This is a genomic window from Actinomycetota bacterium (assembly GCA_012837825.1).
Lineage (GTDB): Bacteria > Actinomycetota > Humimicrobiia > Humimicrobiales > Humimicrobiaceae > Humimicrobium.
Window position 1 is genome coordinate 1 of record DUQM01000043.1, and the last position, 25,979, is coordinate 25,979.

At 37.6% G+C, this 25,979-nt stretch carries 23 protein-coding genes, 1 tRNA gene and 1 pseudogene; 19 read left to right on the plus strand and 6 right to left on the minus strand.

The features are described from left to right. Positions 1-467: 467 nt before the first annotated feature. From GXZ93_03190 to nikR, 13 genes are all read left to right on the plus strand, one after another. Entirely contained in the window at positions 468-956 is a 489-nt protein-coding gene (locus tag GXZ93_03190) for an archease (protein HHT78788.1), read from the plus strand. 12 nt (positions 957-968) lie between these two features. Beyond that, on the plus strand, positions 969-2,417 hold the full coding sequence (locus GXZ93_03195; protein HHT78789.1) for an RtcB family protein: 1,449 nt from the start codon (positions 969-971) through the stop codon (positions 2,415-2,417). Positions 2,418-2,712: 295 nt separating this feature from the next. Beyond that, entirely contained in the window at positions 2,713-3,894 is a 1,182-nt protein-coding gene (nifV, locus tag GXZ93_03200) for a homocitrate synthase (protein ID HHT78790.1), read from the plus strand. A gap of 28 nt (positions 3,895-3,922) precedes the next feature. After that, positions 3,923-5,104, plus strand: a complete 1,182-nt coding sequence (gene aksA, locus GXZ93_03205; GenBank protein ID HHT78791.1) for a homoaconitate hydratase — start codon at positions 3,923-3,925, stop codon at positions 5,102-5,104. Between the two features lie 81 nt (positions 5,105-5,185). Next, positions 5,186-6,439, plus strand: a complete 1,254-nt coding sequence (locus GXZ93_03210; GenBank protein ID HHT78792.1) for a 3-isopropylmalate dehydratase large subunit — start codon at positions 5,186-5,188, stop codon at positions 6,437-6,439. A gap of 45 nt (positions 6,440-6,484) precedes the next feature. Beyond that, a complete protein-coding gene (locus GXZ93_03215) occupies positions 6,485-7,009 on the plus strand; it encodes a 3-isopropylmalate dehydratase small subunit (protein HHT78793.1) in 525 nt (174 codons plus the stop codon). Continuing rightward, entirely contained in the window at positions 7,006-8,097 is a 1,092-nt protein-coding gene (locus GXZ93_03220) for an isocitrate/isopropylmalate dehydrogenase family protein (protein ID HHT78794.1), read from the plus strand. The genes GXZ93_03215 and GXZ93_03220 overlap by 4 nt, the downstream gene beginning before the upstream one ends. Before the next feature lie 193 nt (positions 8,098-8,290). Further along, positions 8,291-9,664 carry an NAD(P)-dependent oxidoreductase gene (locus tag GXZ93_03225; protein HHT78795.1) on the plus strand — a complete coding sequence of 458 codons (1,374 nt, stop codon included), beginning with the start codon at positions 8,291-8,293 and terminating at the stop codon, positions 9,662-9,664. Between the two features lie 36 nt (positions 9,665-9,700). Then, a complete protein-coding gene (locus tag GXZ93_03230; GenBank protein HHT78796.1) occupies positions 9,701-10,741 on the plus strand; it encodes a polyprenyl synthetase family protein in 1,041 nt (346 codons plus the stop codon). Positions 10,742-10,744: 3 nt separating this feature from the next. Next, positions 10,745-11,794 (plus strand): type 2 isopentenyl-diphosphate Delta-isomerase, encoded by a 1,050-nt coding sequence (locus GXZ93_03235; GenBank protein HHT78797.1) that lies wholly within the window; start codon positions 10,745-10,747, stop codon positions 11,792-11,794. Continuing rightward, positions 11,784-12,674, plus strand: coding sequence for a 4-(cytidine 5'-diphospho)-2-C-methyl-D-erythritol kinase (ispE, locus tag GXZ93_03240; protein HHT78798.1), 891 nt, complete (start codon positions 11,784-11,786; stop codon positions 12,672-12,674). Before GXZ93_03235 ends, ispE begins: the two co-directional genes overlap by 11 nt. Positions 12,675-13,171: 497 nt before the next feature. Continuing rightward, positions 13,172-13,945: a class I SAM-dependent methyltransferase gene (locus GXZ93_03245; protein ID HHT78799.1), complete on the plus strand. Its 774-nt coding sequence runs from the start codon at positions 13,172-13,174 to the stop codon at positions 13,943-13,945. 6 nt (positions 13,946-13,951) lie between these two features. Next, positions 13,952-14,368, plus strand: a complete 417-nt coding sequence (gene nikR, locus GXZ93_03250; GenBank protein HHT78800.1) for a nickel-responsive transcriptional regulator NikR — start codon at positions 13,952-13,954, stop codon at positions 14,366-14,368. Positions 14,369-14,493: 125 nt separating this feature from the next. Here the strand turns inward: nikR and nth are convergent, their stop codons facing one another. The 3 genes from nth to GXZ93_03265 all read right to left on the minus strand — a co-directional run bounded on the left by nth (position 14,494) and on the right by GXZ93_03265 (position 18,103). Further along, positions 14,494-15,150 carry an endonuclease III gene (gene nth / locus GXZ93_03255; protein HHT78801.1) on the minus strand — a complete coding sequence of 219 codons (657 nt, stop codon included), beginning with the start codon at positions 15,148-15,150 and terminating at the stop codon, positions 14,494-14,496. Between the two features lie 54 nt (positions 15,151-15,204). Next, entirely contained in the window at positions 15,205-16,944 is a 1,740-nt protein-coding gene (polX, locus tag GXZ93_03260) for a DNA polymerase/3'-5' exonuclease PolX (GenBank protein ID HHT78802.1), read from the minus strand. 73 nt (positions 16,945-17,017) lie between these two features. Beyond that, positions 17,018-18,103, minus strand: coding sequence for a DUF763 domain-containing protein (locus GXZ93_03265; GenBank protein ID HHT78803.1), 1,086 nt, complete (start codon positions 18,101-18,103; stop codon positions 17,018-17,020). A 201-nt stretch (positions 18,104-18,304) separates the two neighbouring features. Between GXZ93_03265 and GXZ93_03270 the strand changes: the two genes are divergently transcribed. Beyond that, positions 18,305-20,125 carry a hypothetical protein gene (locus tag GXZ93_03270; protein ID HHT78804.1) on the plus strand — a complete coding sequence of 607 codons (1,821 nt, stop codon included), beginning with the start codon at positions 18,305-18,307 and terminating at the stop codon, positions 20,123-20,125. A gap of 145 nt (positions 20,126-20,270) precedes the next feature. Here the strand turns inward: GXZ93_03270 and GXZ93_03275 are convergent. Both GXZ93_03275 and GXZ93_03280 read right to left on the minus strand, forming a co-directional pair. Beyond that, positions 20,271-21,134 (minus strand): annotated as a pseudogene (locus GXZ93_03275) (radical SAM protein). Continuing rightward, complete coding sequence (locus GXZ93_03280) at positions 21,134-21,478, minus strand: helix-turn-helix transcriptional regulator (GenBank protein ID HHT78805.1); 345 nt, start codon at positions 21,476-21,478, stop codon at positions 21,134-21,136. Before GXZ93_03280 ends, GXZ93_03275 begins: the two are co-directional and overlap by 1 nt. A 410-nt stretch (positions 21,479-21,888) precedes the next feature. On the opposite strand from GXZ93_03280, the gene radC reads away from it, so the two are divergent. Further along, positions 21,889-22,608: a DNA repair protein RadC gene (gene radC, locus GXZ93_03285; protein ID HHT78806.1), complete on the plus strand. Its 720-nt coding sequence runs from the start codon at positions 21,889-21,891 to the stop codon at positions 22,606-22,608. Between the two features lie 49 nt (positions 22,609-22,657). On the opposite strand, the gene GXZ93_03290 is transcribed toward radC, so the two are convergent. Beyond that, entirely contained in the window at positions 22,658-23,317 is a 660-nt protein-coding gene (locus GXZ93_03290) for an MBL fold metallo-hydrolase (protein ID HHT78807.1), read from the minus strand. A gap of 148 nt (positions 23,318-23,465) precedes the next feature. Here GXZ93_03290 and GXZ93_03295 point away from each other — a divergent pair. From GXZ93_03295 to GXZ93_03310, 4 genes are all read left to right on the plus strand, one after another. Then, positions 23,466-23,542: transfer RNA gene (locus GXZ93_03295), tRNA-Ile, on the plus strand. Positions 23,543-23,547: 5 nt separating this feature from the next. Further along, positions 23,548-24,672: a Nif3-like dinuclear metal center hexameric protein gene (locus GXZ93_03300; GenBank protein ID HHT78808.1), complete on the plus strand. Its 1,125-nt coding sequence runs from the start codon at positions 23,548-23,550 to the stop codon at positions 24,670-24,672. Continuing rightward, complete coding sequence (locus GXZ93_03305; GenBank protein HHT78809.1) at positions 24,665-25,426, plus strand: hypothetical protein; 762 nt, start codon at positions 24,665-24,667, stop codon at positions 25,424-25,426. The genes GXZ93_03300 and GXZ93_03305 overlap by 8 nt, the downstream gene beginning before the upstream one ends. Continuing rightward, complete coding sequence (locus GXZ93_03310; protein HHT78810.1) at positions 25,419-25,853, plus strand: ribonuclease HI family protein; 435 nt, start codon at positions 25,419-25,421, stop codon at positions 25,851-25,853. The genes GXZ93_03305 and GXZ93_03310 overlap by 8 nt, the downstream gene beginning before the upstream one ends. Positions 25,854-25,979: the final 126 nt, after the last annotated feature.

The following is a 25,979-nucleotide window of genomic DNA, read 5'->3' on the forward strand; positions in this document are numbered from 1 at the left end:
AACCGCTCGGAGGGGAAATGAATTTTAACTATTTTACCAAATACCAGATATTTTACAATATTATTTTTTCTTTTTATTATAAATATCGTACATATTTATTAAATTATCTTATCTGATCTCCTGATACGGCATTTTCAACAGTTCTTATTGATTTTACTATACCTTTCAGGATCTTTGCTGTTTTCCTTATTTCAGTGATGTCAATGTCTTTAGAGGTTTTATTTTGCATGTTGCTGCAAACTTTCTGTCCTCAAGTTTTCTCCGAAGATTCGTTTTTTCTTTAATATCAAAAGATTTATCGTTTGCTGATGTCAGGTTTTTCATTTATCCTCAACACAATATGAAGCAAATGTATTAATCCTGAATTGAGCTTAACAATTATTATATTGTTTCTATAATAATAATAGGGTTATCAGACTTTGTAAAAACTATTTTGAGAGCTTAAAAAACAGCTGGAAAGGTTTTTCATGATTGCAGGAAAATATTTTGAAGTGATTGATTATACATCCGATGTAAAAATAAAAGCTTATGGCAAGACAATGAAAGAGCTGTTTGAAAACTCTGCAAAAGGAATGTTTTTTCTTATCAGTGAAAATAAAGAGCATGATTTAAAGGTCAGGCAGGAAATATCGATATTTGCCGGATACAAGGTTTCATATGAAGACATGCTTCTTCTCTGGCTTGAAAAGCTGTTATTTTATCACGAAACAAAAAAAATTCTTTTTTTTGATTTCAGGATAAATTCACTTTTTTTAGATAATTATGACAATGATAAGAATTTCTGCTCAACTCCGGAGGCCGGATCATTCCTGAAGGCGGAAGCTTTCGGGGAAAAGATAAATATAGAGAAACATGAAATTCTTAATCATATCAAAGGCCCTACTTATCATGATTTAAGTATAATACGCAATAGTGAAAGAAAGATTTTTGAAGCAAATATAATTTTTGATGTATAGGCGGTGGTTAAAATGGATGAAAAGAATGTAATAAAGATAGACAACTACAAATTTGAAGTAATTCTTGATAAAGAAAAGGGAATGAATGTACCGGGAATAATATTTTTAGATGATTCGCTTATGGAAGCGGTTTTACAGGAAGAAACCATAAATCAGGTCATTAATGTTGCATCTCTTCCCGGAATAGTAAAAGCTTCTTATGCGATGCCTGATATTCATTACGGTTATGGATTTCCCATAGGGGGAGTCGCAGCTTTTGATATGGCAGAAGGGATTATCTCTCCGGGAGGAGTGGGCTTTGATATTGCATGCGGTGTAAGGGTTCTGAGAACGGATTTTGAATACAGCGATATTAAAAACAAGATCGCGCTTCTTATGGAAAACATATTCAGGAATGTTCCGAAAGGCATAGGAACGAAGGGAAGATTAAAGTTGTCAGACAGGGAGATGAAAGATGTTTTTCTGAAAGGGGCTCTGTGGCCTGTAAAAAACAATTATGGATATGAGGAAAACCTTGAGTATATTGAGGAGAACGGGACTTTCCCTGAAGCTGACCCTGACTATGTAAGCAGGGAAGCTCTGGAAAGAGGAAGAGATCAGCTGGGATCTCTGGGATCCGGAAACCATTTTATAGAAATACAAAAAGTCTGTGAAATATTTAACAGAAAAGCCGCAGATGTGATGGGCATCTCAGATAATCAGATTGTAATAATGATTCACTCAGGCTCAAGAGGACTGGGTCATCAGATATGCAGCGATTATCTTAAGATAATGCAGACTGCATCGGCAAAATATAATATCAGTCTTAAAGACCGCCAGCTTGCATGCGCTCCGCTCAGTTCACCTGAGGGAATAAAATATTTTAAAGCAATGGGATGCGCAGTAAATTTTGCAATGGCTAACAGGGAATGTCTGTCTTACTGGGTAATACAGGAATTCGAAAAAATGTTTTCAAAGTCACACAGAAAAATGGGAATGGAACTGATATATGATATATCTCACAATGTTGCAAAAATAGAAACGCATATCATTGACAATAAAAGAAAAACTCTCTGCGTTCATCGCAAAGGAGCGACAAGGTCATTTGGTCCGGGCCATGAATCAGTGCCTGCTGATTACCGGTCAGTCGGACAGCCGGTGATAATACCCGGGGACATGGGAAGATATTCATATATAATGACAGGGACAAAAAAAGCGATGTCGGAAAGCATGGGTTCATCCTGTCACGGAGCGGGAAGGCTGCTCTCAAGATCGGCCGCCAAAAGAAAAATAAACGGCGCTGAGTTAAAAAATGAACTTTTTAGCAGGGGGATTATAGTTCTTGCAAGCAGCATGTCAGGTCTTGCAGAAGAAGCTCCTCAGGCGTATAAAGATGTTGCTGAAATAGTCGACATAGCTGAAAATGCAGGTCTGTCAAGAAAAGTAGCAAAACTTGTTCCGCTTGGAGTTATAAAGGGATAGTTTAAAAAATTAGATAATCGCTGAATATTGCTAAATATTGCTAAATAATCTCTCTAAAAGCCAAAATACTTTAAAAAACGCATTATATCTTTATGTATTTTCAAAATTTGTAAAAATTATGTTATATTTTTCAATTTTTGTTTAAAATATGTCAAATTATTAAAATTTGTAAAACATTTTCAGTGTTTTTAAAAATTTAATAAAAAATAAGTGATTTTTAAAAAATTATGCTATAATCCAGTATATTTTTAAAAATTTCACTTTTTTAATATCAAGAAACAGTTCAGGAATAGACATGAGAGGAATAAACATACTAACCGAATTTTCGCAGAAAGCCGGCGAAAAGATAGATGCCAAGGCCATAAAAATAGATGATACGACACTCAGGGACGGAGAACAGACGGCGGGAGTGGTTTTTGCTAATGAGGAAAAGATATACATAGCAAAAATGCTTGATGATATCGGCGTACATCAGATAGAGGTGGGAATACCGGCAATGGGGGGAGATGAAAAGGAATCAATTAAAAAAATTGCTTCAATGGGGCTTAACTGTAGTCTTCTTGCCTGGAACAGGGCAGTTATTTCCGACCTTCAGGCAAGTTATGAATGCGGCGTGGATTCAGTAGCCATATCCATTTCTTCATCAGATATCCACATTGAGCAGAAATTAAGAAAAACGAGGGAATGGGTTCTTGAAAGTGTAAAAACTGCCGTAGATTTTGCCAAGAAATATAATCTATATGTTTCAGTCAATGCCGAAGATGCATCAAGGACCGACATGGAATTTCTTCTTCAGTTTGCCAGAAATGCAAGAGATGCCGGGGCAGACCGGATCAGATATTGTGATACTCTTGGGATAATGGATCCGTTTGAAACATTCATGCGAATCAAAACAATAAAAGATATAGTCGGAATAGATATAGAAATGCACATGCATAATGATTTCGGCATGGCAATTGCAAACTCAATTGCAGGAATAAAAGCAGGGGCAAAATATGTCAATACAACAATTAACGGACTCGGGGAAAGAGCCGGCAATGCTGCTTTTGAGGAGCTTGTAATGGCTCTTAAATTACTTCAGGGAATTGATCTCGGGTTTAATACCAGAAAATTCCGGGAAATCTCTTATTATGTCGCAAATGCATCAGACAGGCCGGTTCCTGCCTGGAAACCCATAGTAGGTTCAGGCATATTTGTTTTTGAATCCGAAAACAGGGTAAAGCTTTATTCATCTGATCACAGGAATTATGAGCTTTTTGATCCGGAAGATGTGGGACTTGAGAATAAAACCATTATCGGAAAGTATTCAGGACTCTTTTCTCTGGATTCAAAGCTTAGATCAATGGGCTATGAATTCAGCGAAAAAGAGCTTCCCGACCTTCTTGAAATAGTTATAAGTAAAGTAGTTTCCTTAAAAAGAGCGCTTTTTGATAATGAGATTATTGAAACCTGTGAATCATTTAAAAAAAGCAGGTAGTTTTAAAATTTAATCCAAAAGGAGTTAAATGGCAGCTGAAATAAATAACAGAAAAATAAATATTATGGATTCAACCTTAAGGAGTGGTGAACAGACTCCGGGTGTTGTCTTTTCAAAGAATGAAAAAATCAGAATTGCAAAAATGCTTGACGAAATAGGCGTACCTGATCTGGAGGTCGGAGTTCCGACTTTAGCTTCCTCTGAAAGAGACACCATAAGGGAAATCTTAAATCTGAATTTAAGTAGCAGAATTTTCGGCTATCTTGAAGCTTTACCGTCTAACATAAGCTATGTAAGAGAATGCGGACTTAAAAACATCGTTATTACAGTATATACATCTGAAGGACAAATAAAGGAGAAATACAACAAAAGCAAGAACCTCTTAATATCAAGGCTGAAAGATACAATCAGGGAGATAAAGAAACATAATATTGATTTCATTATAAGCGCTGAAGACGGAACAAGAGCTGACCTTAAGCTGCTTCTTCAGATAATCAATATTGCAAAATCGAAAGGAGCATTAAGGGTAAGAATCTGTGACAGTGTGGGAGCAGACGATCCTTTCAAGACTTTTCTTAGAATAAACACCATTTTAAGCACAGTCGATTTTCCCATAGAAGTCCATACCAAAAATAATTTCGGCATGGCTACTGCCAATGGGCTGGCAGCCATAAGAGCGGGGGCTTCAAGCATAATGACTTCCGTGAACGGACTTGCTGAAGGCACCGGAAATGCTGCTCTTGAAGAAATAGTAATGGCATTGAAATATCTTGAGAATATAGATCTTGGGATTAATACATCAAGATTCAGGGAGATTTCCGAATATTTGGCAAAATCATCATCAAGAGCCATACCGGTATGGAAAGCAATTGTAGGAACCAATGTTTTTGCCCATGAGTCAGGCATACATGCAGACGGAGTTCTTAAGAATCCGAGAAACTATGAGGTCTTTGAGCCTGCAGAAGTTGGACTAACCCGTCAGCTGGTTGTCGGTAAACATTCCGGTTCACATACAATACTCCATAAATTCAAGGAATTCGGGATAGATCTTACAGATATTGAAGCCAATGAAATACTTGTGCTTACAAGAGCAATGTCCGTGGATTTAAAAAGAACACTTTTTGACAAAGAACTTATGTATATTTACAAGGACTATAGGGAAAGCAAAAAAAATCAGGAAATTACAGATGATTCAGATAATATTGATTAATTAATATTACTGATACATAATTAGTTGTTTTGTTCAAAAAAAGTTTATTGTTTTTTAATATCTTATGTTTTAGGAGGCTTTTTGGGAAAAACAATTGCAGAGAAAATAATAAGCTCCCATGCAGGAAGAGACGTAAAACCGAATGACATTACCGTTGTCGATGTCGATGTGGTTATGGCGCAGGATGGCACGGGTCCACTTACGGTCAGCCAGCTAAAAAAGATGAGATTTGACAAGGTCAGGAATCCGGAAAAATCAATATTTTTCATAGATCATGCTTCTCCAAGTCCCAGAAAAGAACTTTCAAATTCACATACTGTTCTGAGGGAATATGCCGGAAATGCAGGAATGGTTTTAAGCGAAGTGGGAGAAGGAGTCTGCCACCAGATACTTGTCGAATCATTTGTATCTCCCGGGGATATTGTTATAGGAGCTGATTCTCATACCTGTACTTCAGGTGCCATTGCAGCATTTGCCACAGGGATGGGTTCAACTGATATAGCAGTAGGTTTTGCTCTTGCAAAAACATGGCTGATGGTTCCTCCCACAATAAAAGTAAATTTTAATAATAATATGGCAAAAGGGGTCTATGCAAAAGATCTTATAATTCATCTTATCGGAAAGATTACTGCAGAAGGGGCAACTTACAAAGCACTGGAATTTTCAGGTAGTCTGAGCAGAAAAATGACCATAGAGGACAGGCTTACCATTTCAAATATGGCGGTGGAAGCCGGCGCAAAAGCAGGCATATTTGAATCTGACGAAATTACGAAGGAATATCTGAATTCGATCGGCAGATCCGGTTTATACAGGGAAATATGTGCTGATGATGATGCTGTTTATGAGAATACAATAGATATTGATTGCTCAGAACTTGAACCGATGATTTCAAAACCGCACACAGTTGACAATGTAAGCCCTGTCAGCATGATGGAAAAAGTAAAAGTAAACCAGGTTCTAATAGGCACCTGTACAAATGGCAGATTATCAGACTTAAAAGTTGCAGCAGATATTCTGAAAGGCAGAAAAGTAGCCGGGGGAGTAAGACTTCTTGTTGTTCCGGCATCAAGAAAGATATATCTTGATGCACTTAAATCGGGTATCATACAGACTCTCGTAGAAAGTGGAGCAGTTGTGGAATCGCCGGGCTGCGGACCATGTGTGGGAGTTCATCAGGGTGCACTGGCAGATAATGAAGTATGTCTTTCCACACAAAATAGAAATTTTAAGGGAAGAATGGGAAACCCTGATTCATTCATATATTTAAGTTCCCCGGCCACTGCGGCATACAGTGCCGTAAAAGGTTATATCGCCGATGTCAGGGAAATATTGTAAAAGGATAAAATTATATAATTAATATAGGATTCAAAGAAGAGAAAAATGGATAAAAAAGAAGTTATTACAAGCAGTGTATTGAAAGGGAGGAGTTTTAAATTCGGTGACGATATTTCAACCGATCTTATTGCTCCCGGCAGATACTTTCATTTAAGATCCAATCTGCCTGAACTTGCAAAACATGTTCTTGAAGATGCGGACTCTGAATTTGCAGCAAAAGTCGGTGAGGGTGATTTTGTTGTCGCCGGCAGAAATTTCGGCCTCGGTTCATCGAGAGAGCATGCGCCTATCATAATAAAAATGGCAGGTGTCGGCGCAGTTCTTGCAAAATCCTTTGCCAGAATATTTTTTAGAAACAGTATAAACATAGGTCTCCCTGTTCTTATATGTGATACAGACGGCATAGAGGAGCAGGATAGTCTTGAGATTGATCTTGCAAAAGGCATTATCAGGAATCTTACAAAAGGCACAGAACTTGTTTTCAGTCCTCTGCCTGATGTTATGATTAAATTGTTAAATGACGGTGGTCTGGTTGAACATATAACTAAGAACAAGGGGTTTAATTTATGAAACACATAATTACACTTATTCCCGGAGACGGGACAGGTCCGGAGATATCCGAAGCTACAGTAAGAGTTGTTGAAGCAACAGGCATAGATGTGGAATGGGATGTGGTAAATGCAGGCGCGGAAGTCTATGAAAAAGAAGGAACTGTCCTTCCGGACAAGGTTTTGGATTCGCTGAGAAAAAACAAGATTGGAATAAAAGGACCGATAACTACTCCTGTGGGAACCGGATTCAGAAGCGTCAATGTTGCAATGAGAAAAATCTTTGATCTGTATGCCTGTCTGCGTCCCTGCAAAAGTTATCAGGGTGTGAAATCCCGATACAAAGACCTTGATCTTATTATTGTAAGGGAAAATACCGAGGATCTTTATGCAGGAATAGAGTTTGAGCTTAACAAACCCGAAACACTTGAAATGATAGATTTTATAAAATCCAAAAAGGATATACAGATAAAAAAAGACAGCGGAATAAGCATAAAACCTATATCTGTATCAGGTTCAGAAAAAATCATAAGATTTGCATTTGAATATGCAAAGAAGAACAACAGGAAAAAGGTAACAGGGGTACATAAGGCAAACATAATAAAATATACAGACGGGCTGTTCCTGGATACTTTCAGAAGAATTGCGCTTGAGTATCCTGAAATTGAATCTGAAGACAGAATAGTTGACAATATGTGCATGCAGCTTGTCCAGAGACCTGAAGCATATGATGTGCTTGTTCTGCCGAACCTTTACGGGGATATGCTTTCCGATCTTGCGGCCGGTCTTGTCGGCGGACTTGGGGTTGCTCCGGGTGCCAATATAGGAGATGAGCTTGCGCTTTTTGAAGCGACTCATGGCAGCGCTCCTAAATACAAAGGTCTCAATAAGATAAATCCCGCGGCATTAATGCTTTCCGCGGTTCTGATGCTCAGGCACATAAATGAAGTAAGGGCAGCTGATGTTCTTGAAAAGGCAATTGCAGAAGTAATAAAAGAAGGCAAGGATGTTACATATGATTTAAAGCCATGCAGGAATGACCCGAGCGCTGCAGGAACCAGCCAGATGGCTGATGCGATAATCAGAAAGATAAAAGAACTTTCAGGATAACGGGATAATTTTTATTAATATCCGTATTCAGTGATTCGCAAGCTGCAAAAATAGCAGGGAATTGCCGGATATGGATATTTTTTTGATAAAAAATCCATAAATATGTTAATCCGGCTAATGTTTTTGTTTTTAAGAGATAATGAAGATTTATCCAAATTAAATTATAATTAAATTTATATTTAATGGAGACTAAATAATGAATTTTTTACAAAAACTTGAGAAGCTGTCCTCTGAAGGTTCCTCAATAAAAACCGGCATAGTAGGAGTTGGCCAGATGGGCAGAGGTCTTTGTGCAAGTCTTGATAAGATTACCGGAATAAGCATACGTGCCATTGCGGCAAAATATATAAGACCTGCATTGGATTTTATTCTGGAGCAGAAAATAAAAGAACCGGAAGAAATTGCAGTATTCAGGTTTTATGAGGATCTGCAGGAAAGTTTTTGCAGGAATATAAAATATATCGACATCCCCGGGGATACTCCCTTAGCTGAAGTTGCCCTGAGAATAAATGATAGTGATCTTTGTGGTAAACTTCTGATAACGGATAATTCGGATATTATACCTCTCATTGAGGATCTGGATGTTGTCGTGGATGCAACCGGAAAGCCGGAGGTGGGAGCAAAACTGTCTCTGGAATCAATAATGCATAAAAAACACATTGTAACGCTTAATGTTGAGGGCGATGTGACCATTGGTCCGTTTCTGAAAAAAATGTCCGACGAATATGGTGTGGTATATACCGTTTCTGCCGGAGACGAGCCTGCTGCTGCCAAAGAGCTTTTTGATTTTGCAAAACTTCTTAATTTTAATGTAATTGCTGCAGGAAAAGGCAAAAACAATCCGCTTGACAGATATGCAAATCCGGAATCGTTAAAAGGGTTTGCCGAAGAAAAAGGAGTCAATCCTTATATGATGACCTCTTTTGTCGATGGCACAAAATCCATGATCGAGATGGCCTGTCTTTCGAATGCCACGGGGCTTGTGCCCGATATCCGGGGAATGCACGGACCCAGAGCCAACATTAACGATCTTACAAAAATTCTTATACCCATAAAAGACGGAGGAATACTTGATAAAACGGGAGTTGTTGATTTTGTCATAGGAGATCTGGCTCCCGGGGTCTTTCTTGTATATACTACGGATTCAGAGATTTCAAGAAAAGAGCTTGAATACCTGAAAAACGGAAGCGGGCCGTATTTTCTTTTATACAAGCCATATCATCTTGCCAGCATTGAGACGCCACTATCCATAGCCGGCGCTGTGCTTTATAATGAACCGACAATACAGCCGGCAGGCGGACTTGTTTCTGAAGTAATGACATTCGCAAAAAAAGATCTTGATGCCGGGGAAACTCTTGACGGTATCGGAGGATTTTCTGTTTACGGCCTGATCGAAATGCATTCAATTGTTATGCAGAACAACTATCTTCCAATAGGTCTTAGTGAGGGCTGTGTCACGAAAAGGAAGATTTCAAAGGATGAACCGATAAAATATGAAGACATAAAAATCCCGAAAGATTCTGTTTTATATAAACTTAGAAAAAAACAGGATGCAGAAATTGGATAAATATTATAAATTATAAATTTCTTTCCGGAGGCATTATTGCAGAAACTTCCCGAAATTTTTAACAGATTTAAAGATGATATTGAAAAAGAAATGCAGTCCATTATTTCATCAGGCAGTCTGCCTTTATACGACATGCTCCGATATCATATGGGCTGGATAGATGAAAAAGGAAACAGCGGTGATTTTGGAAAAGGAAAATTTTTAAGAGCCACCCTGTGTATTCTTGCATATATATCCACTTTAAAAGAAGGAGAGGAGGAAATAGGCTCAACTGTAATGCCGCTTGCCGGTTCAATAGAGCTTATTCATAATTTTTCTCTTATCCATGATGACATACAGGACAATGATATACAGAGAAGACATAAGCCTACTTTATGGTACATATGGGGAAAACCCCAGGCAATCAACGCCGGAACGACAATGAAAATTCTTGCAAATCTTGCAATAACAAGACTGGAAAATTATGGCATCAGCTGCGAAAAGCAGCTTAAAGTATTCAGGATAATAAATGAAAGTTGCCTGAAAATGCTGGAAGGGCAATATCTTGATATTGAATTTGAAGATAAATCAGAAGTAAGTATTGATGAATATATTACAATGATAGAAAGGAAAACAGCCTCGCTTATAGAAGGGGCGATACTGATAGGAGCAGCGCTCAATCTTGAAAAAGACGGCCTGGAAAGACTTAGGAAGTTCGGAAATCTTCTTGGTATCGCATTCCAGATAAGAGATGATATTCTGGGAATATGGGGAAGTCAGGATAAAACCGGCAAGCCTCATGCAAGCGATATACTAAAGAAGAAAAAATCTTTTCCGATAGTATACACTCTTAATAATGCTCCTGAAAAAATGAAGAAAAACCTTCTTAAAGTATATGAATCAAAAAGAATAAATGAAAACCAGATGCTGACAGTTCTCGGATATCTTGAAGATGTCGAGGCGAAAAAGTTTTGTGAGGAAAAATGCAGATATTATTATAAACTTGCGGTAAATGAAATAAAAAGTCTTCCGGTTTTAAAAAAATATTTACAGTCATATTATGAAATATCGGACTTTCTTCTTATAAGGGATTTCTAAGATATGAGAAAAGAAAATGACAAAAAAATACATTCATCCAGAAAAAAAGAGCATCTGAGCATAAGCCTGAATAATAATATAGATTATATTGAAAAAAGCACAGGGTTTGAAAAATATTATTTTATTCACAATGCTCTTCCGGAGATTTCTCTTGAAGAGATAGACACGTCTATTATTGTGCTTGGAAAAAAACTTGCTCTTCCTCTTATGATATCGCCAATGGTCGGCGGAATTAATGAAGCAGCAAAAATCAACAGGGATCTGGCGATGGTTGCACAGGAATGCGAAATAGGAATGGGCATAGGGTCTCAGAGGATGGCAATTGAAGACAGGGAACTGGCAAATACTTTTAATGTAAGAGACAGCGCCCCGGACATACTGCTTTTTGCTAATCTGGGGGCAGTTCAATTAAATTATGGCTATGATATAAAACACTGCCGCAAAGCTGTTGATATGATTGATGCGGATGCTCTGTTCCTGCATCTCAATCCTCTTCAGGAAGCTCTTCAGGCTGAAGGAAATTGCAACTTCAAGGATCTGCTTTCAAAAATTAGCTCCGTATGTGCTGATTTGGAAAAACCTGTTCTGGTTAGGGAAGTGGGTTTTGGGATTTCAGCTGAAGTAGCCCTGAAACTTAAGCTCGCCGGAGTTTACGGGATTGATACCGGCGGAAGCGGCGGTACATCCTGGATTGAAATTGAAAAGACCCGCCTTTCTTTAAGCACATTAAAAAATGCCGCGCAGTTTTTCGGGGATTGGGGCATATCAACTTCAGATTCAGTCAGAATGGTCAGGGAATCCTGTCCGGACATTTTTCTTGTTGCCAGCGGAGGCATAAGGACAGGAATAGATGTTGCAAAAGCAATAGCTCTTGGGGCTGATATTGCAGATATTGCACTGCCTGTTTTAAAGCAGGTGAAAATTTCCGTAAAGGAAGCAGTTAGTTATATAAAAGAATTAGAAGCCGGATTAAGAATTGCAATGTTTTGCATAGGCGCCCAAAATATAAAACAATTGAAGCATAATTTTAATTTGAGAAATGTTGAAAAGTGAGATAGCTCCTGCAAAAATTAATCTGACTCTTGAAATTTCCGGAAAGCGTGATGACGGGTATCATAACATATTTTCCCTTATGCAAACAATTGATTTGTGCGACTATCTTACATTTCATAAAAACCCCTGGCTGCAGATAATACCGGAGTACCATAACCTTCCTGCCACCGATAATCTTCCGGGATTTGACAGAAACAATTATCTTGTTAAAAATCTTGTCTATAAAGCTGCGGAAACCCTGAAGATTCATACCAATTATAAAAGCGGGGCAGTGATAGAACTTAAAAAAAGCATACCGTCCTCAGCTGGTCTTGGCGGAGGGTCAAGCGATGCAGCTGCAGCGCTGAGAGGCTTAAACAGGCTGTGGAATCTTAAACTGAGCGACAGCGAGCTCGCAGAGGTGGGGCTTAAGGTAGGCAGCGACGTACCTTATTTCATATATGGCGGTACATGCATAATCAGCGGGAGAGGCGAAAAAATAAGAAAAGTAAAGCCTATACTGCCGAAATGGATACTGGTGATACTTCTTCCTTTCGATTTCAAGGAAAAAACAAAAAAATTATACTCTTATGTCAATTCCAGGAATTATACATCCGGCGATATCACGAAAAACCTTGAGAAAAAAATAAAGGATGAAGGTTGCGACAACATAAGAAACGATTTATTCAATGCGTTTGAAGACATTTATGCTGAATTCTTTGAAGAATATAAAATATGGATAAAAAAATTCAGTGAAATCGGTATTGAAAAAGTGCATCTTGCCGGTAGCGGTCCATCCGTTTTCTACATATCGTCTGATGAAGCTGACGTGCTTGAAGCTGCAGAAAAGATATCAAATATAGCCAATCTGCAGCTGTATATTACAAGAACAGTCCCTTAGACCACTTACCTTAGTTCTTGGGAGGGCCGCAACAGGGAGGGGACGACTTCTTTTGTTGCTAACGGAATTTAATATTATTGCTTCAACAGAACCGACCATGTCTCTATCCTGATTCCATGATTCCGGCGGTTTCCACATTCCATAAGGCTTTCTGTGTTTGGGATTTCAATACCAATAATAATATGCTCTACTAATAATCCACTAATAATCTACTAATAATATGCTCTACAGTATCAGCAAATTCTTTCATTATTGTTGTGAAAAGTGCCTCCGGTCCGCAAAAGGCTGATTGCTATAAAATCAGATACGGTTCAGAAACAACGGGCAAAAATAAGTAAGGAATTTACGGATAAGATAAAACTAATAAAACCCGGGCTGTACTCCATTGTTTAAAAATCTTTCTAAAAATATTATTAACCTGTAAAATGATGTTAAGATGACTGGCTGCCGGGTTGTTTAACGACTGATTATTAATATTATTATTCATTTGAAAGATTTTGGTTTATATGCGGGATAAGGTTAATTTTAAATTTACGCCGGAGCTTTATGACAAACAGGTAGACTGGGAAAACAGGCTTGGAAAGGAAAAAGATTTTTTTAGAAGGATTTTTGCTGAAAACAATGTAAAAACAGTCCTTGATGTCGGATGTGGAACTGGCAGACATGCGGAACTTTTTGCGCAGATGACAGAAAAAGTATTTGCTGTCGACCCTGCCCGGGAAATGATAGACTATGCGGCATCTGAAGTTATCAAGTCTTCGAATGTAACTTTGAAAAGAGGCGGTTTCAGCGATATTGAAAAACTTAAAACCGGTGACATAGATGCGATAACCTGTCTTGGTAATACGATTTCACTTCTTGAGACAAGAAAAAATGTCAGGGCAGCTCTGAAAACTGTTTATAAAAAGCTTCCAAAAAACGGTATAGCTGTTTTCCAGTTCATTAATTTTGAAAAATCGGTCATGGAAAAAAACAGATACTATGACCCCAAAATACTTATAATGGATAATAAGAGATACATATTTCACCGGCACTTTGAATATGGAAAGATAAAAACAAGAACAGATTTTCTGGTAACCGTTTTAAATGAAAATAATGAAATCGAATTATTTGATGTCAGGCAGTCGCTGATGTGTACTTTAAAAAAACGCATATTCCTTAAAATTGCCGGAAACTGCGGATTCAGAAAAATCAGGCTTTTGGGAAATGACGGTAAAACACCCTTTGACAGGGAAAATCATATAAGTTTGTTTGCAATATTAAAAAAATAAAATTCTATGGACAAAGTAATAAGATTCGGTGTTTCTATTGAAGAAAAACTTTTAAAGAAATTTGACAGTCTTATAAAAGAGAAAAATTATCTGAACCGCTCGGAAGCAATAAGAGATCTCATAAGAGAAAAACTTGTCAGGGAAGAGTGGGACAGTGAAGACAGGGAAGTTGCCGGTGTGATCACAATAGTGTATGACCATCACAAAAGAGAACTTGTGCAGAATCTTATCTCAATCCAGCATAATTTCTATAAAATTATTATAGCAAGCCAGCATATTCATTTTGACCATAATAACTGTATGGAAATGATTGCTGTAAGAGGTAATATCAAAGAGCTGAAGAATCTTGAATCCAGGCTTAAATCTGAAAAGGGAGTAAAACATACCGTCTTTTCAAAATCAACACTTGGAGAATCAATATGAACAAGGGTGGACATTCAACAATTCAGTTTGAAACAATGGAGTGCAAGCCGCATAAATATAATTTTAAGGATGCGCACACATATTCTCATTAATAAAATATTTCAGGTTTTCAGCCGGTAAAACATTTATGCTTCCAGGCTATCCCTATAGTATCTGCAGAATTCATTAATCGGACAGATATCGCATTTGGGTCTTCTTGCAATGCAGATAGTTCTCCCATGTTCAACTATTTTGTGCGAAAAATCAGTCCATCTACCTTTGGGAATTATCTTCTGAAGGTCAAATTCTACTTTTGTGGCATCTTTGTTTACAGTAAGTCCTGTAAGGTTTGAAATTCTTAACATATGTGTGTCTACAATTATGCCTTCCTTGTTAAAAGCATCTGCCAGAACCACATTTGCAGTTTTGCGCCCCACGCCATGAAGTTTTATAAGGTCATCAATATTATCGGGGACTTTGCTATCAAATTTCTCAATAATATCTTTACAGCATTTTATTATTGCCAGAGACTTGTTTCTATAGAAACCGGTTGATCTGATATCCTCCTGAAGCTCTTCCAGGTTCGCCTCGGCAAAGTCTTTTACTGTTTTGTATTTTTTAAAAAGGGCAGGGGTCACCTTATTTACAAGTTTGTCCGTACTCTGGGCGGCAAGGATTGTTGCAATTAAAAGCTGTAGCGCATTTTTTGAATTCAGTGAAGTTGTAAGCGCTTTGGGATAAGTTTTTGAAAGATTATCAATAATGGTTCTGATATTCTTTACAGCATATTCATAGGGGATCATATAGGATTTACCATAATTCTTAGCCATTTTTTATAATACCTCTTGCTACTACTGTTATATTTTTTTTAAAACCTTTAAATCATTGAAAAACCGGGTTATTTCCTGCGCGTTCATGGTATTTGCAATATCGCCTTTTTCCAGCCATCCTTTTCTTGCAGTATTTACTCCAAACAAAATATTATCAATGTCCTCTATCTTGTGGGCGTCAGGGCATATAAATATTTTTACTTTCTTTGATTTGGCATATTTGCAAAGTCTCCAGTCAAGATCAAGCCTGAAAGGATTGGCATTTATTTCAATTGCTACATTATTTTCCGATGCCGCATTGATTACCTTTATCATATCGATTTTGTATGGCTCCCTGGTAAGGAGAATCCGTCCGGTAGGATGCCCCAGAATAGTGGTATATTTATTCTCAATTGCTTTTATTACCCTGCTTGTCATTTCTTCTTCAGAAAGCTTGAAGCTGGAATGAACTGAAGCAATCACAAAATCAAATTTCTCAAGTATCTCTTCGCTGTAATCAAGACTCCCGTCCGCCCTTATATCCGATTCTATTCCTTTAAATACTGTTATGCGTTTGTCGGATGCACAGAATTCTCCTATTGCTCTGAGATATTTTTCAATGTCATTTTCTCTGACTCCTCCTGCATAATAAGCTGACTGACTATGATCTGTTATTCCTACATATTCATAGCCTTCAGACACCATCTTTTCACAAAGCGAATCCAGGGTAATGCTTCCATCGCTGAAAGTCGTATGAAGATGGAATATCCCTTTAATATCATCTGCCTTTACAAGTTCCGGCAGGCTGCCGTCAAGAGCAGCTTCTATTTCGCCATTATCTTCTCTCAGCTCAGGCTCGATATAGTCCATATTGAAAATACCATATATTTCTTTTTCGCTTCTGCATTTTATAAGCCTGTCGCCATCAAATATCCCATACTCATTTATTTTTATATCTCTGTCTTTTGCAAAACCCCTGAGGGCGGTATTATGCTCCTTGCTGCCCGTAAAATGATGCAGCAGGTAAGGATACATTTCATCATCGACTATTCTTAAATCAACATTTATTCCTGATTTCAGCCTGACTGATGATTTGGTTTCACCCCTGGATATTATCTCATCTGCTTCATCCAGGGAAACAAAAAAATCCATTATTCCATAAGGTTCTGCATCTCCGGCAATACCTGCAACAATATCAATATCTTTAACGATTTCTTTTTTTCTGCGAAGACTGCCTGCAACATCAGCTCTTTTAATGTGTCTGAAAGTTTTTAATTTTTCGACTATTGCATTTGCTTCGCCAATAACTTCGGAATAAAGATAGAACTCCTTGTAGTTTTTAAGGGATTTTATGCCATTTAAAATATTCTCCTGTGTTTTTCTGCCGAAATTTGGCAGCCCTGCAAGCCTGTCTGATTTTATGGCTTCCTCAAGGTCGTCTATTCCGGAAATACTTAGATTATCAAAAAGATATCTGACTTTTTTTGGCCCGAGGGTCGGTATCTTTAATAATTCAAGCATCTGAGGGGTAAAGGATTCTTTTAATTCATCATAAAAATCAGGATTGCTGCCGGATGCAAAAGAAAGAATATTCTCGGCAATGCTCTGGCCTATGCCGCTTATCTTCTTCAAATCCTTGATTCTGGTTTCCGTGTTTATATCAATATCGGCAGTTTCAAGAGCGCGCGCAGCATTTCTGTAAGCCCTTATTTTGAAAGGATTTTCATCTTTAAGTTCAAGCATTACTGCTATATCTTCAAGGGCTTTTATAATCTCATTCTTGTTCATTTTCCTAAAATCCCGAACTTATTTTACAAATATACCGGCTTATTTCCCGGACATCCTATATATATATTAATAATCAGTAAAAGAGGGCAAGCCTTTTAAATGCTTCAATTTTTTCAGTTCTTCCCATCTTGCTTTCCTTTAAGGCATTTGAAAGCATTTCTATGGATTTATTATAATTTATTTTGTCGACCGGATAAGGTATGCCATCTTTGCCTCCGTGTGCAAAACTGAATCTTGCCGGATCTTTTATGCTGTAAGGAACAGAATAAACAAGTTCTGATATAAGCGCAAGCGATCTTACTGTCTTGGGTCCCACACCCGGCATAGCTATAAGTTTTTCAAAATCCCGGGGCTTGCTTTCATAAGTGGATTGGAATATCTTGCTTAGCCTTTTCTGTTCAATATCTGAAAAATTGATTTCATGTCTTTTTGGAAGCGTAACTGATTTTTCCGTATGCTTGCAGATTTTCGCCAGATCACCCAGCACCTGCTCTGGTTTCCGGCAAGATATTTCAGCTATGACTTTTCTTGCAGAAGCGCTGTCGGAAGCGACAAGATTTAATACTTCGTTTTTTGCATCGCAGCAGATGGCATTATGGGGCTCTGCGACATAATCAGTTATTCTGCTGCTTAACCAGTGATATCTTCTCGCATATCCGGTGTCCCCGTTCATTCCCTGCTGTATAACCGACCATTTTTTGCCGTCTTTTGAAAAAATGAAACTGTGATGATAAAGCTGGTAGCCGTCCTGCAACGCACTGCTGTCTACTTTTGCGACTATTTTGCTTGCATAAACAAGTCTGCTGAAATCAATGCCTTCTTTGTCTGCAGCAGCTTCTATTTCCGCCGGCGTCTTTCTTGAAGTTCCGCCTTTTCCTCCGGCAACATATATGCCTGTATGGGAAGAAATTCCTCTCAGGGCTTCCTTAAGAGCACCGCATACAGTAGTAGTAACTCCGCTTGAATGCCAGTCAAAACCGAGAATACAGCCGAAAGCCTGGAACCAGCAAGGATCTGAAATGCGGTCAATAAATTCATAAGGACCGTATTCCTCGATTATTACAAGCACTATCTGCCTTGCAAGCCTTTTCATTTTCTCAAAAAGCCATCCCGGGGCTTTTCCCCCGTGAAGAGGAAGGTTGATTGTTCCTGTTCTCATTTTAATTTTAATCTTTTATTTTATAGAATTTATTACTGAATTAATGTAATATAATTTCTTAATTTTTATTATTTTTTAGGAAAAGTTTTTTGTTTTTTAATTAATTTTCCGGAAAATTAATATAAGTTTAAAATTAAATAAATTGAAAACCATATTTTAAGGTTAGCTATATTTTATAAAATTTTCTGATTTAAATAAAACATGATTAATTTAAAACTGGCATCAATACTTACAACAATAGCAGAAATCTGCAAATACCGTGAGGGCGAAATAGATACTGTCATAAATTTAAGTAAGGCAGCCAGGACAATAAGAGATTATCAGGATGACATTTCAGATGTTTTTTTTGACGGAAGCATCAGAAATATGCCCGGAATAGACGACTACGCCTACGGGCTTGTAAAAGAGTATTTTGAGCGTGGAAAGATTTCTGTTTTTGAAGAAATAAAAGAAAAATACTCTGAAGAACTTATGAAGATAATAAGACTTAGCGGGATAGGAGCGAAAAGAGTATTTGATATTTATTCAAAAATCGGGATTCTGACATATGATGAGCTTAAGGAGTTCTTCAGCGCAAACAGCGATCTGCCAAAAATAAGCAGGGACACCGGGATAAAGCCGATTCATATTGAAAGAATCAGATACTGCATAGATTACTTTGAAAGCATAAAGGGCAAATATCCGAGATGGCGGGTAAATATCTGCCTGGACAAAATACTCCGGAAGTTTTCTGAATACAGGGAAATAGAAAAAATAAGGGTAACAGGTTCACTTAGAAGAAGAAAGGCATTTGTAGGAGACATGGACCTGCTCCTGTTGCCTGAATTCAATAAGAATTCTTTTAATATTGAGCACACATACAGGCTTGCAGAAAAAATAGGAAAAGAGAACTTTATAAAGGAAAAAATCTCGGAACTTGTGCTGGAAAGAAACGCAAGTTTTAAGTTTTCAACTATTTTCGGCATAGATCTTGAAGTAATCATAACATCCGGCAGGAATTTTGCTGAAGATATGCTGATAACCACAGGAAGTAAAACACATATAAGCGGATTAAAAGATTATGCCGCAGGCAGAGGAATGGCAGACAGCATAACAGGAGATTTTGTTTTTCAGGATAATCCGGAATGTAATAACCAGGTTCTGGTTTCGCCGAAATTGATAAATGAAGATGATGATTATGTCTGCCCGGAAGAAAATGAACTTTACAGACAGCTCGGCCTTCCTTATATATGTCCGGAACTCAGGGAGGGAACCGGTGAGCTGGAACTTGCAAAAGAAAATTATCTTCCAAATCTTATAAAACTAAGAGATATCAAAGGCGATCTTCACGTCCACTCCCACTGGAGCGACGGAATAATGGAGTTAAAACGTGTGATCAAATCAGTTAAAAAACTTGATTATGAATTTCTTTCTTTCTCAGACCACTCTGTAAGCAATAAATTCGGAAACGGAATGGAAATAAAAAATCTTGGACTGAAAAGAAAATACATCGACAAGCTTAACAGCCGGAATAAAAAATTCAGATTTCTTATGGGATCTGAAATAGAGATAGACGAAGAAGGCAATCTTGATTATCCGCCGGAAGTTATAGCTGATTTTGACATTGCCCTTGCCTCGATTCATAGTGGCTTTAAGTTTGACTCAGCTACCAATACGTCAAGATTTATCAGGGCATTAAATGAAAAGCATATCGACGTACTGGCGCATCCTACCGGGGTAGTTTTCGGAAGCAGGGCTCCTTATTTTATGGATGTCGATGAAGTTATAAAAACTGCTGTTAAAAACGGAAAAGCTCTTGAGATTAATTCATATTATCTGAGGCTTGATCTGAACGAAGAAAATGCCAGAAAAGCCAAGAAAGCAGGTTCTTTGTTTGCGATAAACACGGATTCTCATCGGGAGAATAATTTGTTTATGGTCAGGCTGGGAGTCGATATTGCAAGAAAAGCCGGTATTGAAAAAAGTGATGTCATAAATACGTTCGGGCTTGAAGGCATAAGAAAATGGAAGAAAAAAAGATAGATTACGACACCGTTTTTTAGCTCTTTTATCCAAGTATTTTAAAATCCGTTTATTCTTTGTTCTCCTTGCTGAATCCGAATATGTCTTTTTCTGAAAAATCAGGAGTATAGGGATCTTCATGGGGTTGGCGTATGCCGCTGAATTCCTGAAAGGAACCGTTTGAAAACCCCAGCTTTTCCGCATATCTTATTACATCTATATATTCTTTAAAGTTAATATGTCTGTTTAATTCCGGAAAATCACATGCCCTGTAAAGCGGATGATACTGCGACATCAGGCTTATATATACTTCATCTGAGAGCACATTTTTAATGAAGTCAAGCGATTTTTTTACTTCTGAGATATTGCCTGGGAGAATCAGAAGCCTTATTATCAGCCCCTTTACGGCTATGTTGTTTTTATCGGTTACAAGGTTTCCGACCTGTTCATACATTTCCCTGACTGATTGCCGGTTATATTTTACATAATCTCCGACATCAGAATATCTGCCGGCAAAAGCATTGTCTGCATAACGCATATCAGGCATATATATCTGTACAAGGCCTTTCAGCATTTTTATTGTCTGCTCCTTCTCATATCCGCCGGTATTGTATACTACTGGAATTCTGAGGCGGTCTCCGGCATGTTTCAGCGCTTCGATAATGTTTGCAGCCCATATAGTGGGGGATACCAGATTGATATTGTGGCAGCCTTTGCCCTCAAGCTCCATCATTATTTTTGCCAGACCTTCTTTATCGCAAATAATTGTGTTATTAATATTATTTTTGCCGGATTCCTGGCTTATCTGGTAGTTCTGGCAGTAAACGCAACGCATATTGCATTTTGAAAAGAAGATAGTGCCTGAACCTTTTGTTCCTGAAAGCTCAGGTTCTTCCCCGTAGTGAGGCATATAGGATTCTATCTCTGTAAGCGCCCCTGCTTTGCAGAACCCGTTTCTCTGCCTGGAACGGTCGGCATTACAGTTATGAGGACAAAGATTGCATTTTGAGAGGTCATAAAAAAATTCCATTATTTTTTATTACCGAACTTTTCCTTTTTTTCCGCCACTCTGACAATTTTCTTATTCTGAAGCTTGTAAACATAATGGCTGACATTATCAACAAGCCCGGGATTATTATAAAGGAATTTGCATATTTTATGAATTCTGTACTCAATAAAAAATTCAGGCTCTATTTCAAGCGCATTGCAAATATTCTCAATAGTATCAATGGGAGGAACTTTTCTTTTTCTTATTATTTTGCTGAAATAGCTGTAGTTCAGATTGGTTTTTGCTCCAAGGCTTCTTAGCTTGATCTGTCTGTCTTTTAATATTTCTGCAAAGGCTTCACTGAAAGGTTTATTGGTATAATTCATTACTGAAAGTCTGGTAATAAAAATTTACTTATTTATGTAATACTAAACCATTCAATACATATGATTAATATTTTAGGGCAGGGTTTTAGTTGACAGTTTATTCAACATTTTTAAGGTGGAATCATATTTGAGGTAAAAACAATGCAAATATTTAATTAAATATTTATAAGCAAGGTTTATTTATTTAATATTGTCCTGAATTCAATGTTAAAAAAGAACATTATTTTGAAAAACCCATAATTGTATACCTTATGCTTATATTGACTCTTCCTGCCTTTTGGTTTGCTTATGTTTATGGCTTTCTGATAAGAAATGGCCTTAAATATGGGGGGTGGAACATACTTTAAAGACTCCTGATTCCCATAAAAAAATTATATTGCACAAATATATATATGTGCTAATATATAAATATGAATAACAGGACATATTTCCTTAAAGCTTCATTTAGCATAAAAGACTGGCCGGAAGATGAAAGGCCCAGAGAGAAGCTTTTAAAATCAGGTTCCGATACACTGACAAATGCGGAACTGATAGCTCTTGTAATAGGCACAGGCATTAAAACAAGACACGGCAGTTATTCGGCAATCGATATTTTAAAAAATCTTCTTCAGACCTACGGAAGCCTTAATAATCTTGCCAATATTTCTGCTGATGAAATGGCTGCTTCTGAAGGAATGGGAAAGGCAAAGGCGGCAAAGGTCATTGCAGCTGTCGAGCTTGGAAGAAGGATTTTAAGCCGGAAGAATGGAAATAATATAAAATTCAGATGCAGTGAGGAAGTGGCTAATTATTACATTCCTTTAATGAAAGACCTTAAGAAAGAACAGTTTAAAGTAATTCTTCTTGATGTAAAAAACAAGATTATAAAAGACATACTTGTATCCCAGGGAAGTCTTACTTCAAGCATTGTTCATCCCAGGGAGGTGCTCAGGCCTGCGATACAGTCCAGCGCAGCTTCAGTTATTTGTGTGCATAATCACCCGAGCGGAGATCCTGAACCGTCAACTGACGACATAGAGATTACAAACAGGCTGTGCAAATCCTGTTCCATTATAGGGATAAACATGCTTGACCATATAATAGTTGCAGAAAATGGGTATTACAGCTTCAGACAGAAAGATCTTTTATAGTTCGCATATAATTTCCGGTAACTGCGATATCTTAGACAGGCAATAAATGTCAGGAAGAAGATACTGTCCAAACCTCCGTATTTTCCGGAAGCAATTCTTTTTTTATGGAAAATTCTTTTTTAAATTCCTTAAATTCCATTTCTTCTGAGGCAAGGGATTTAAAACCGGAAATATTATCAACACCTATTTTTGTATCGTGTTCTTTAAAATGCATCGGCACTACTATTCTGGGCTTAATCATTTTCACAAGCTCAAATGCTTCAGAGTGATTAATTGTATATACGCCCCCGACAGGGATAAAAATTATATGGCTGCCTTTAAGTTCTGCCAGGATGCCGTCGTGTGGAAATGTTCCAAGATCGCCGAAATGTACAAATGAAATTCCGTCAATACTGAAGGTAAATATAATATTCTTACCTCTTGCCGTTCCTCCGGACTTATCATGAAAAGATGAAAAACCGTTTATCTTTAATCCTTTTACTTCATGTTGCCCCGGTGTCTTTATAATAATTTCAGGAGCTTCTGTAAAAAGAGAAATATTATTATGGTCAAAATGATTGTGGGAAATAAGGGCTATATCAGTCCTGACCTCGGGCAGAACACTTTTTACCTGCTCATCATAGGGATCCATAGCTATTCTCAAACCTTTGGCAGAAGTAATCATAAAGAATGAATGTCCGAAAAAATTAATTTTTACCGCATCGTCCATAATTTGTTTCCTCCTATATAAAAATTACAGTTAATTTATATGTAATTCATCCATTTTATTATAACCTATATTCTTGCTAAAGTATTTGACTTAATCATTGATTTTTATTAATATAAGCAATTGCTAAATTAACAATTCATAGTAAAAAGGGCCCATAGCTCAGCTGGTTAGAGCAGCGCACTCATAATGCGGAGGTCCCAGGTCCGAATCCTGGTGGGCCCACCAAGAAAATGCTTCTTAAAGAAATTACAACTTATCTGGACAAGCTTTTTAAAAAAGATTTGGCGTTTTCCTGGGACAACTGCGGCCTTCTTATCGGAGATCTGAGCAAGGAAATAACAAGAATTCTGATTGCACTGGATGTTGACTTTAGCGCAGTCAGGCAGGCAAAAGATAAAAGGGCAGATCTTATAATTTCTCATCATCCCCTGATTTTTAATCCCTTAAAGAGGCTTACATCTGAAAGCGTAAATGAAAAGATAATAATGGATGTAATTAAAAATGATATTGCTGTTTACAGTGCTCATACCAATATGGATGCAGCTGATTTCGGAATAGGCAGCCGCATATTAAAAGAACTCGGGCTTAAACAAACGGGATATCTTGAACCGGCAGGCAGAAGACGGTACAAGTTTGTTGTTTTTGTTCCGGCAGATTTTGAAGAAAAAATAAGGCAGGCAATGTGTGAAGCCGGAGGCGGAACCTGGAAAGATTATTCATGCTGCACATTCGGAACTGAGGGAAAAGGCACTTTCAGGCCCGGCAGCAGTTCATCTCCCTTTATCGGGGAGAAAGGGATGCTTTCAGAAGTGGAAGAAATCAGGATGGAATGCATAGTAAACGGGGAAAATCTTGAAAAGCTTTCCAACTCTGTAATAAAAGCCCATCCATATGAAGAACCTGCTTATGACATATATGCCCTGGAAAACAGATTTCCGGAGGGTGGGATAGGCCAGACAGCAGAATTTGATGTTTCTGTAAGCGCTGCCGATTTCCTGAAAAGCGTAAAAGAAAAACTTGGATTAAAAAATCTGAGATTTGTTTTCAGCAAACCGGCAGATGATGTTAAAATAAAAAAAGTACTTTTAATAAACGGAAGCGCAGATTCAGTAGTGGAAAATATGCTGGATTTTGATTTCGATGCTCTCTTATGCGGGGAAATCAGCTACCATAATTGCGCAGCAGTTTTTGAAAAAGGCATACTGGTTGCAGAGATAGGACATGCCGAGTCCGAGGTGGTTTTTACCGATATGGCCTGGGAAATAATTGACGGATTCATTCGGGAAAACAAACTGGACATTGTTCTCTATAAGGGCGAAAAGCCTATTAATTTATGGAGGTATTTTATTGAATAACACAATTTTCAGCCTGACCGATCTTTACTGTCTTCAGCTTGCAGAAAACAAGATAAGATTTTATGAGAGAGAAATACAAAAGCTGAAAGATGATGAAGACCTTAAAAACAGGGCGGAAGAATTAAGAGAAGCAGAAACTGCTCTTGAAGGGCTTCGGAAAACACGGCATGATCTTGAGAGCCAGAGGAAAAAGCTTGAAGATGAAATAAGTCTTAAAAATGAAAAAATAAAAAAGAATGAGCAGAAACTTTCAAGTGGAACTATAACAAGCTCAAAAGAAATCATAAGCCTTAATGAAGAAATTGAAAGCATAAAAAAGATAAACACAGAACTAGAGAATAATATGCTTGAGATAATGATAAAGATTGACGACATTGATGAAGAGATAAAGGCTCAAAAAGAAAAAAAGGAAAAAATAGAAGCTTATGTTAAAAAACTAAGTGATGAGATAGATGAAAAAATCGCCGCGGAAGAAAAAGTTTTAAATAAATACAAAGATAAAAAACAGGAAGTAGCTTCAAGAATTCCCGAAGCGCAGACAGACAAATTCAATGAAGTCGCTGAAAAAAGAGGCGGAGTAGCAATAGGAATACTTAAGGAAAAGCTCTGTCTTGCCTGCAACATGGAGATGTCAATGATGGAGGCCATGAACATGAGCAGCGATGATTTGATCTACAGATGCCCCAACTGCAAAAGAATGCTTATAAGGTACAGACCGGAAATCGACCGGATAAACGAAGAATATAATGAATAAGCGTGATCATACAGAAGTCAGGGTTTTTACTGATGGAGGATCCAGGGGCAATCCGGGACCTGCCGCCATAGGAGTGGTTATTGCAGATGAAAAGGATAATATAATTTCCCGGTTCGGAAAATACATAGGCACAGCCACCAATAATGTTGCAGAATATTCTGCTTTGATTGAAGCTCTTAGGCTTCTGAGAGAAATCGACGCTTATCGGGTTATTTTCCATACAGACAGCAGTCTTGTCTACAATCAGATAAAAGGTTTCTGGAAAATAAAAAATCCCGACATAAAGCTTTTGAATGAACAGGCAAAAAAAATGCTTTACGACCTCCCATACTATAATTTCATTCATATTCCCCGCGAAAAGAATAAAGATGCAGACAGGCTTGTAAACAAAGCCCTTGACGAGCAAAAGAAATCTTTAAGCCAGTAACTGAAAATATTTTAAAGGGTTTTCCGCGACTGGTTATTAATATTATCCTGCTAATTACTATTATTGTATAAATAAATAATAAACAAAACCGGCATAGTCAATAGAATATTGTCAAAAGTATCTATT

Excerpts from the sequence above, each read along its gene's own strand:
- GXZ93_03220 (HHT78794.1), top strand. The coding sequence starts at position 7,006 with ATGAAACACATAATTACACTTATTCCCGGAGACGGGACAGGTCCGGAG.
- GXZ93_03270 (HHT78804.1), top strand. The coding sequence starts at position 18,305 with ATGATTAATTTAAAACTGGCATCAATACTTACAACAATAGCAGAAATC.
- GXZ93_03235 (HHT78797.1), top strand. The coding sequence starts at position 10,745 with ATGAGAAAAGAAAATGACAAAAAAATACATTCATCCAGAAAAAAAGAG.
- GXZ93_03280 (HHT78805.1), bottom strand. The coding sequence starts at position 21,478 with ATGAATTATACCAATAAACCTTTCAGTGAAGCCTTTGCAGAAATATTA.
- aksA (HHT78791.1), top strand. The coding sequence starts at position 3,923 with ATGGCAGCTGAAATAAATAACAGAAAAATAAATATTATGGATTCAACC.
- GXZ93_03300 (HHT78808.1), top strand. The coding sequence starts at position 23,548 with ATGCTTCTTAAAGAAATTACAACTTATCTGGACAAGCTTTTTAAAAAA.
- polX (HHT78802.1), bottom strand. The coding sequence starts at position 16,944 with ATGAACAAGAATGAGATTATAAAAGCCCTTGAAGATATAGCAGTAATG.
- GXZ93_03290 (HHT78807.1), bottom strand. The coding sequence starts at position 23,317 with ATGGACGATGCGGTAAAAATTAATTTTTTCGGACATTCATTCTTTATG.
- GXZ93_03310 (HHT78810.1), top strand. The coding sequence starts at position 25,419 with ATGAATAAGCGTGATCATACAGAAGTCAGGGTTTTTACTGATGGAGGA.
- GXZ93_03265 (HHT78803.1), bottom strand. The coding sequence starts at position 18,103 with ATGAGAACAGGAACAATCAACCTTCCTCTTCACGGGGGAAAAGCCCCG.
- nikR (HHT78800.1), top strand. The coding sequence starts at position 13,952 with ATGGACAAAGTAATAAGATTCGGTGTTTCTATTGAAGAAAAACTTTTA.
- GXZ93_03195 (HHT78789.1), top strand. The coding sequence starts at position 969 with ATGGATGAAAAGAATGTAATAAAGATAGACAACTACAAATTTGAAGTA.
- radC (HHT78806.1), top strand. The coding sequence starts at position 21,889 with ATGAATAACAGGACATATTTCCTTAAAGCTTCATTTAGCATAAAAGAC.
- nth (HHT78801.1), bottom strand. The coding sequence starts at position 15,150 with ATGATCCCCTATGAATATGCTGTAAAGAATATCAGAACCATTATTGAT.
- nifV (HHT78790.1), top strand. The coding sequence starts at position 2,713 with ATGAGAGGAATAAACATACTAACCGAATTTTCGCAGAAAGCCGGCGAA.
- GXZ93_03190 (HHT78788.1), top strand. The coding sequence starts at position 468 with ATGATTGCAGGAAAATATTTTGAAGTGATTGATTATACATCCGATGTA.
- GXZ93_03215 (HHT78793.1), top strand. The coding sequence starts at position 6,485 with ATGGATAAAAAAGAAGTTATTACAAGCAGTGTATTGAAAGGGAGGAGT.